Origin of the sequence: Campylobacter sp. TTU-622, assembly GCF_016598965.1 — a bacterium.
Taxonomy (GTDB): domain Bacteria; phylum Campylobacterota; class Campylobacteria; order Campylobacterales; family Campylobacteraceae; genus Campylobacter_D.
Genome location: NZ_JAENKR010000055.1, coordinates 1 through 8,369 on the forward strand (window position 1 = coordinate 1; position 8,369 = coordinate 8,369).

An 8,369-nucleotide genomic window follows, 5' to 3' on the forward strand; every position below is an offset into this window, starting at 1 on the left:
TTTTTAAACTTTCAACAGGTTGTCCACCTTGAGATTTTAAAAAACTCATAAATAAAGCTTCTTTAGAATAGCTTCCATCTTCATTTTGTGGATAAACTGACATATCAGGATTAAAGCCATCTTCTAGTGAAGGACCTTGCTCCATACTTTGTGGAGAAAAGTCAAGTTTTGTAAGGTTCATGCCCAAATTCATAGTAGAATATTTAATTGCTTGTGCTTCGTGAAATTGTTCTGCATTAAATATATTTTTTACAATTTGTTCTTGGTTATCATTATAATCACTATTTAATCCTTTTGGTAATTGTTCCAAATCTGCTTTGCTAAAACTTGTTTTATCATTTGGAAATGCACTTATTACTTGAATAAAATTTTCATTATAATAAGACTTAATTATAGAAGCCATATCAAAGCTATTATAATAATTCCCACTAGTTTCACTAGCCATATTTTCTTGATTAAATCTTTCTATCTCATCCAAAGTAGATTTATGTATCTTAAAATCTTCAGGCAATCCTGCAGCTTTATTAAAGTCTTCTCCCATATAACCATCTTTATCTACACTATAACCATAAGCTGTATTAGTGCTTAAATCAGCTTGTTTGTATTTTAGAGTATAAATAGAGTTTTTAAATTCACTTGATATATCATAGTTAGGAGAACTTGTTTTAGTATAATAATTCTTATTGATATTATTGTTAGTAGAATTTAATACTTCACTTCTTATTAAAGTTTGTGAATTTTTATTTTCTATTTCATTTAACTTACTAGCATTTTGTTTTAAAAAAGTATTTGCAAAATTTATTTTAGAATTTTCTTTACTTTCTTTATTGGCTTTTGCTTGTGAAAGTATAGAGCCATAGTTTGAGTTATCATTGATGCTAAAGATACTCATATTAATTCCTTAATTTAGATTTTTCTGCCTTCAATCTAAATATAAAATAATACAAGCAATATTTATTCCATTTTATGTCAAAATGGAATAAATTTTTATTTTTTAATCTTTATATATTTTTATTAATTTTTAGATAAATAAAGAATTAACACTTTCATTATGATAAACACGGCGTATAACTTCTGCAAAAATTGGAGCTACACTTAATACTTTAATGTTAGGGAGTTCTTTTTTAAGAGGAATTGTATCTGTAACAACAAGTTCATCTAGCGCACTATTTTGAATTCTTTCATATGCTGCTCCACTTAATACAGGATGAGTACAACAAGCCATAACCGATCTTGCCCCTCTATCTTTTAAAACCTCAGCAGCTTTTACTATAGTTCCTGCAGTATCTATAATATCATCAACCAAAATCACTTCTTTATCTTTAACATCGCCTATGATATTCATAACTTCGCTTTCATTAGCTCTTTCTCTTCTTTTATCAACGATAACAATATCAAGACCTAAATGTTTTGCAACACTTCGAGCTCTTGCAATCCCCCCTATATCAGGACTTGCAATGATTGCATTTTTAAAATGTTTATTTTTTATATAGTCATTAAAAACTATACTTCCATAAAGATTATCAACTGGAATATCAAAAAAACCTTGAATTTGACCTGCATGCAAATCAATAGTTGCAACACGATCAATTCCTGAAGTTTGAATTAAATTAGCAACTAGTTTGGCTGTAATTGGAACCCTAGGATTAGCTTTTCTGTCTTGTCTTGCATATCCAAAATAAGGAACAATTGCGGTAATAGAATTAGCGCTTGATCTTCTTAAAGCATCTGTTAAAATCAAAAGCTCCATTAAATTATCATTTGTTGGAACGCAAGTGCTTTGTATAATAAAAACATCTTTTCCACGAACACTTTCATCAATTTGAACACTAATTTCACCATCACTAAAACGCTTAATACCTGCATCACTTAAAGGTAAAGAAAGATATTTTGAAATTTCTTTTGCGAAATTAATATTAGCTGAACCTGAAAAAATTTTATAACCACGCATAAATATCCTTAAAAGTTAAAACGGCATTCTATTAAAATAAATATTAAAAAATGCTGTAAAATAAAGATCTTCAAATGATTTATATTTTTTCGTAATATACACCTTTAGAAGAAAAAACTTTTTTAAACAATTCTATATCAGGAGCTAAATCGGCATTTCCAATATATAATCTTCCTTTATTATTTAAAATTTTATAAAAATGCTCCATAAGTTTTAACTTAGAATCATAATTAAAATAAATCATCATATTTCTCGATACAATAATATCAAATTTTCCAAGTCTTAAAAATTTATCTTCAAAAACATTACAAAGCTCAAATTTACAAGGACAAAGTTCGCTTTTATTGATAGTATATATTTCATCTTCTCTTGTAAAAAATTTATTTTTTTCAATCTCGCTAAGTCTTTGCAATGTCCTTCCTTGATATTTTCCTAATTTTGCTTTTTCTATAACATTAGAATTTATATCAATTCCTAAAATATCTATATCTTTAACGTAATTTTGACTAGCTAAAATAGCTAAAGAATATACTTCTTCTCCCGTTGAACAAGGAGCGCTTAAAACCCTTACACTTTTTTCCAAACTTTTAATATAATAAATTGCTTCTTTTAGTTGCTCAAGTTCTCTTAAAAAATATGTTTCACCTATGGTAACAAAATCTAAAGTTTCTTGTTTTAATTTCTGATTAACTTTTAATTTGAGCAAAAAATTTTGAAAATTATCAAATCCATGTTCTAATAAAAATTTAGATAATTTTAAAGATAAGGTATTTTTTTTATCAGTTAAATCTATACCGCTTATTTCGTTGATTATTTTTACAAATTCATTAAATTCAAATTCATTAAGACTCTTTGTTTCCATAGATACTCCTTAATATTATTCTTATTCAATAAAATCTAAAATCTCTTTTTTAATTTCTTTCAAACTCATAGGCTTTAAGTCAGGATTTAAATCTTTAGCTCTTTTGGGCATTCCATAAACTACAGAATCTGCTTCATTTTCACATAAACACTTTACTCCAGCTTTATAGAGCTTAAGCAAAGATTTTGCCCCATCATTTCCCATACCTGTTAAAATAATAGCTAGTATTTTATTTGTTTTACTAAGTTCAATTGCAGAATTAAAAAGTAAATCAACACTTGGTTTAAAATCTGACAAAATCTCATCTTGCCATATTGCAACTGGATTTAAAGAACCTGTTAAAATAGTATTTTTTTGGCAAATATAAATTTTATTTGACAGCATTTCTTTATCATTTATAATACATACTTCGCTTAAAGCTTCTTTGTTAAACTGATTTACAAAAGAAGGAATAAAACTTTGACTCATATGCTGAGCTATAATAATACAAGTATTTTTAATATTTACATCTTTTAGTAAATATTTAAGCTGATTAGGTCCACCTGTAGAAGATCCTATGAGTATAAACTTCATTAACTAATTTCCCTTGATATTTATAAAGATATTTTGGAATATTATTGTATCACAAAAATATTTAGCATATTTTATATTTTAAATTAATTATTTTTATACTTTATTATGATAAAATAAATCTTAATTTTAGTTAGATTGGGTTTTTTAATATGCTTAAAGAACAAATTTATATTGCCAGTGATCACGCTGGTTTTAAACTTAAAGAACAAATTTGTATTTTTTTTCAAAACCAAAATATTACTTTTATCGATTTAGGAACGCATGATACTTCAAGCTGTGATTATCCTGATTTTGCTCATTTACTCGCTAGTAAAATTGATGATAAAAGTTTTGGAATTTTAATTTGTGGATCAGGGATTGGCATTTCAATTGCTGCAAATAGACATAAAAACATTCGCTGTGCTTTATGCAATGAAAGTCTTAGCGCAAAACTAGCTAGAAAACACAATAATGCAAATGTTTTAGCTTTAGGCGGAAGACTTATTGGGATTGATTTGGCGATTGATATTATTCAAAATTTTATCCAAACACCTTTTGATCAGGGAAGACATATTAATAGAATTCAAAAAATTGAAATAGGATTATAAATGTTTTTAGATTGGCTTATATTAACTTTGCTTATTTGTATCAGTATTTATTTAATTGTTATGTTGTTTTATTATAAAACACTACTTCATAAAGAAAAACACTCTAAAGAGTTTATTAAACGTAATCTTGATGATACAGAAATCATCATAAGAAAACTTCAAGTTCAACTTCAAAGGAGTCTAGGAAATATAGATATTTTAACAGAAGAGCTTAATAAAATTAAAGCTGATTTAACTTCACTTAGAACTAGAAATTCTCAATATCGATTAGAGAATGATAAATTAAGACAAAGAATTAAAGAATTAGAAGCAAAAATAGAGGCATTATTATGAAAACATTAAACACAGAAGAACAAAAATATTTACTTAATACAATTAGAACCATTGCAGATTTTCCCAAAAAAGGAATTCAATTTAGAGATATTACGACCCTGCTTAATGATAAAAAAGCCTTGTCTTTTTTGTTAAATCATTTACAAGAACGCTATAAAAATATAACTCTTGATTTTATTGCTGGGGCAGAAAGTCGTGGATTTATTTTTGCTGCTATGCTTTGTGCAAGACTTGATATTCCTTTTGTTCCTATAAGAAAACCTAAAAAACTTCCTTACAAAACATTTTCTTGCGAATATGAATTAGAATATGGAAGCGATACTTTAGAAATTCATCAAGATGCGTTTAAAGGAATTCCAAATGCTAAAGTACTTCTTGTTGATGATTTAATAGCAACTGGAGGAACTGCTATAGCTTCTTGTGAGCTAATACAAAAAGCTGGAGGGCAATGTGTAGAATCTTGCTTTTTACTTGAATTAAAAGATTTAAAAGGGGCTGAAAAACTCTCTAGTATTACTTCAGTTTATAGTATTTTACAAATTTAGAAAGGCCTATTATGGAAGATTTTTTAAAAAATTTACTTTATAATTATAAAGATCTTGCCTATATTATCATCTTTGTATGGTGTATGTTAGAAGGGGAACTTGCTTTAATTTTAGCGGGAATTTTTGCTCATCAAGGTCATGTTAATTTAGGTTTAGTCATTTTTATAGCAGGTCTTGGAGGCTTTGCTGGAGATCAAGTTTATTTTTATATTGGAAGATATAATAAAAAATATATACAAAAAAAACTTAGAACGCAAAGGCGTAAATTCGCAGTAGCTCATTTGCTTTTACAAAAATTTGGTTGGCCTATTATTTTTATTCAACGCTATATGTATGGCTTTAGAACAATTATACCTATGAGTATTGGCATTACAAGATATAGTGCTAAAAAATTTGCTATTATTAATCTCTTTAGCGCTTGGGTTTGGGCAAGCATTACTATACTTTTAGCTTGGTATTTTGGAGAAGCCATTTGGAAGGCAGTTAGCTGGGCAGAAGAGCATTGGTATTATGCTGCTTTGATTATTATATTATTTTTATTGCTTTTATTATTTGGTTTTAAGCAAATGGAAAAATCTTTATTAAAAGAAAAAAGGAAGAAATGATGAAATTTGAACTTAGCTCAAAAAATATTGAAGAGATTGCAGCTGATTTTGAACTTATTTTTATACAAAATAAAAATATAAAGAATTTAAAAGAATATAAAAATTTCTTTGATCTTAACAATTATAAGGGCGAAGGATTATGTATTGATTTACATAATAAAAAATTGTTTATAGAACTTAAAAGCCTTAATTATGAAGATATAAGAAAAAGTTTTTATGAGGCCTATAAATGTCTTGAAAAATTAAATATTAAAACTATAAAAACCCCTTCTATAATAGGAGAATGTGTTGTTAGAAGCTTTGCTTCTTTGGTTGAAGGAATTATTTTTGCTACATATAAATTTGATAAATATAAAAGTGAAAAAAATCAATCAAATATTAAAAAAATCATTATAGCTAAAAATGATATTAATGGTAAAAAATTTAACCAAAATGAAGCAAAAATAGGAATTACAAGAGGTGATATTTTAGCTAATGCTACAAATTTCACAAAAAATATTGTTAATGAATTTCCAGAATTTTACACCCCACTTCAAATGGCAGAAGATGCTAAAAATTTAGCAAAATCAAATAAAAATATAACGTGTAAAATTTATGATGAAAAATTTTTAGCCAAAGAAAAAATGAATGCTTTTTTAGCAGTTAATCGCTCATCTATCCATCCTCCACGTCTTATTCACCTTAGCTATAAGCATAAAAATGCAAAAAAACGTATTGTATTTGTGGGCAAAGGTTTAACTTATGATAGCGGCGGACTTAGCTTAAAACCTTCAGATTATATGGTTACTATGAAAGCAGATAAAAGCGGTGCTGCCGCTGCTATGGGAATTATAAAAGCAATAGCTGAGCTTGAATTGGAATTTGAAGTTCATTGTATCATCGGTGCTACAGAAAATATGATAGGTGGAAATTCTTACAAACCTGATGATATATTAATCTCAAGAGAAGGTGTTAGTATAGAAGTAAGAAATACTGATGCAGAAGGGAGATTGGTGCTGGCTGATTGTCTTTCTTTTGCACAAGATTTAAAACCTGATTTACTTATAGACTTAGCTACTTTAACAGGAGCTTGTGTCGTAGGACTTGGAGAATATACAAGTGCTATTATGGGAAATAACGAAGATTTACAAAATGAATTTTATATATCAAGTAAAAAAAGTGGAGAATATACAACTATATTACATTTTAATCCCTATCTTAAAGAACTTATTAAATCAAATATAGCAGATGTTTGCAATGTTTCATCGAGTCGTTATGGAGGAGCAATTACTGCTGGACTTTTCTTAGATAAATTTATACGCAAAGAATACAAAGATAAATGGTTGCACTTAGATATTGCAGGTCCTGCTTATATAGAAAAAAATTGGGGCTATATGAATTTTGGAGCAAGTGGAGCTGGAGTTAGAATGTGTGTAAATTTCTTAATTCATCTTTTAAGGAAAAATAAATGAGTCTTTCTGTAGGAATAGTAGGACTTCCTAATGTAGGAAAATCAACAACTTTTAATGCTTTAACTAAAACACAAAATGCACAAAGTGCTAATTATCCTTTTTGCACTATAGAACCAAACAAAGCATTGGTTGAAGTTCCTGACTCACGTCTTAATCATTTAGCCAAAATTGTTAATCCACAAAAAATTATAAGATCTTTAATTGAATTTGTAGATATAGCTGGACTTGTTAAAGGAGCAAGTAAAGGAGAGGGTCTTGGTAATAAATTTCTTTCTAACATTAGAGAAACTGAGGTTATTTTACATATAGTGCGTTGCTTTGAAGAGGAAAATATCACCCACGTTGAAGGAAGTGTAGATCCTATAAGAGATATTGAAATTATCAATACAGAGCTTATTTTAGCTGATATTGAACAATTAAATAAAAAAATAGAAAAACTTTCTAAAGAGGCAAAAGCCAATCAAAAAGGAGCTAAAGAAACATTAGAATTAGCTTCACATTTACTTGATCATCTTAATAAAGGCTTGATGGCAAAAACTTTCGAAAAGCAAGATAGCGAAATTTATCAAAATCTTATTAAAGAATTAAGATTACTCTCTGCTAAAGAAGTAATTTATGGAGCAAATGTTGATGAAAATACTCTTAACGAAGATAATCATTATGTAAAAATTCTAAAAGAATATGCAAAAAAACAAAATCAAGAAGTGATTAAACTTTGTGCTAAAATAGAAGAAGAATTAAGCACTCTTAGCACAGAAGAAAGTTATGAATTTTTAAATTCTTTAGGAATTAAAGAAAGCGGACTTGATCAAATTATCCGCACAAGTTTCCATAAGCTTGGCTTTATTAATTATTTTACTGCTGGAGTAGTAGAAGTGCGCTCTTGGACTATTAAAAAGGGCTGGAAAGCTCCAAAAGCTGCAAGCGTTATTCATAATGATTTTGAAAAAGGTTTTATTAAAGCTGAAGTAATTTCTTATGAAGATTTCATTCATTATGGAGGGGAAGCTAAAGCTAAAGAAGCAGGAAAATTGCGTTTAGAAGGAAAAGATTATTTAGTTAATGACGGAGATGTTATGCATTTTAGGTTTAATGTAAGTAAATGAGAGATTTTTTCCTAAAAAAAATTAGTCAAGTTTATATTCTTTTATTGTCAATATTTATAAATGTTTTTATTTATGCAACCCATAAAACAATAACCGAAAATATCATTTATAATACCTATGAAAAAGATTTACAATTTTTTTTCATTACATTAAATGATATTTTATTTTTTCTACCCTTTGTTTTATTTTATCCTATAATTGAATTTTTTAATATTTTTTATTTTAAAAAACATATTATGAAATTATTGGGTTTTTTGTTGTTTTTATTGTCTTTAATTATTTGCATATCTTATTATATTCATATTTTTTGGCTGATTTTATTTTTAAATTTTCTATTAGCTTTATTTAATTCTTTT

General features: G+C 27.3%; 10 protein-coding genes and 1 pseudogene. 7 read left to right on the forward strand and 4 right to left on the reverse strand.

Going from position 1 to position 8,369, the window contains the following annotated elements; all coding sequences use genetic code 11:
* The 4 genes from JG677_RS05780 to JG677_RS05795 form a co-directional block, all read right to left on the reverse strand.
* Positions 1-892, reverse strand: an 892-nt coding sequence (locus JG677_RS05780; protein ID WP_200285644.1) for a Cj0814 family flagellar-dependent secreted protein, incomplete at its 3' end; no start/stop codon positions are given.
* A 129-nt stretch (positions 893-1,021) separates the two neighbouring features.
* A complete protein-coding gene (locus JG677_RS05785; RefSeq protein WP_131186906.1) occupies positions 1,022-1,951 on the reverse strand; it encodes a ribose-phosphate pyrophosphokinase in 930 nt (309 codons plus the stop codon).
* Positions 1,952-2,030: 79 nt separating this feature from the next.
* A complete protein-coding gene (locus tag JG677_RS05790; protein ID WP_200169116.1) occupies positions 2,031-2,813 on the reverse strand; it encodes a CheR family methyltransferase in 783 nt (260 codons plus the stop codon).
* A gap of 21 nt (positions 2,814-2,834) precedes the next feature.
* Positions 2,835-3,386, reverse strand: a complete 552-nt coding sequence (locus JG677_RS05795) for a CheB methylesterase domain-containing protein (RefSeq protein WP_200169117.1) — start codon at positions 3,384-3,386, stop codon at positions 2,835-2,837.
* Between the two features lie 149 nt (positions 3,387-3,535).
* Between JG677_RS05795 and rpiB the strand changes: the two genes are divergently transcribed.
* The 7 genes and pseudogenes from rpiB to JG677_RS08840 all read left to right on the forward strand — a co-directional run.
* Positions 3,536-3,973: a ribose 5-phosphate isomerase B gene (rpiB, locus tag JG677_RS05800; RefSeq protein ID WP_200217688.1), complete on the forward strand. Its 438-nt coding sequence runs from the start codon at positions 3,536-3,538 to the stop codon at positions 3,971-3,973.
* Positions 3,974-4,306 carry a hypothetical protein gene (locus tag JG677_RS05805; protein WP_200169119.1) on the forward strand — a complete coding sequence of 111 codons (333 nt, stop codon included), beginning with the start codon at positions 3,974-3,976 and terminating at the stop codon, positions 4,304-4,306.
* Positions 4,303-4,851 (forward strand): adenine phosphoribosyltransferase, encoded by a 549-nt coding sequence (apt, locus tag JG677_RS05810; protein WP_200217689.1) that lies wholly within the window; start codon positions 4,303-4,305, stop codon positions 4,849-4,851. The genes JG677_RS05805 and apt overlap by 4 nt, the downstream gene beginning before the upstream one ends.
* An 11-nt stretch (positions 4,852-4,862) precedes the next feature.
* Entirely contained in the window at positions 4,863-5,456 is a 594-nt protein-coding gene (locus JG677_RS05815; RefSeq protein ID WP_200169121.1) for a DedA family protein, read from the forward strand.
* Positions 5,456-6,907 (forward strand): leucyl aminopeptidase, encoded by a 1,452-nt coding sequence (locus JG677_RS05820; RefSeq protein ID WP_200217690.1) that lies wholly within the window; start codon positions 5,456-5,458, stop codon positions 6,905-6,907. Before JG677_RS05815 ends, JG677_RS05820 begins: the two co-directional genes overlap by 1 nt.
* Positions 6,904-8,013 (forward strand): redox-regulated ATPase YchF, encoded by a 1,110-nt coding sequence (gene ychF / locus JG677_RS05825; protein ID WP_200285645.1) that lies wholly within the window; start codon positions 6,904-6,906, stop codon positions 8,011-8,013. Before JG677_RS05820 ends, ychF begins: the two co-directional genes overlap by 4 nt.
* A 44-nt stretch (positions 8,014-8,057) precedes the next feature.
* Positions 8,058-8,369, forward strand: a pseudogene (locus JG677_RS08840) (hypothetical protein); the annotation flags it as partial.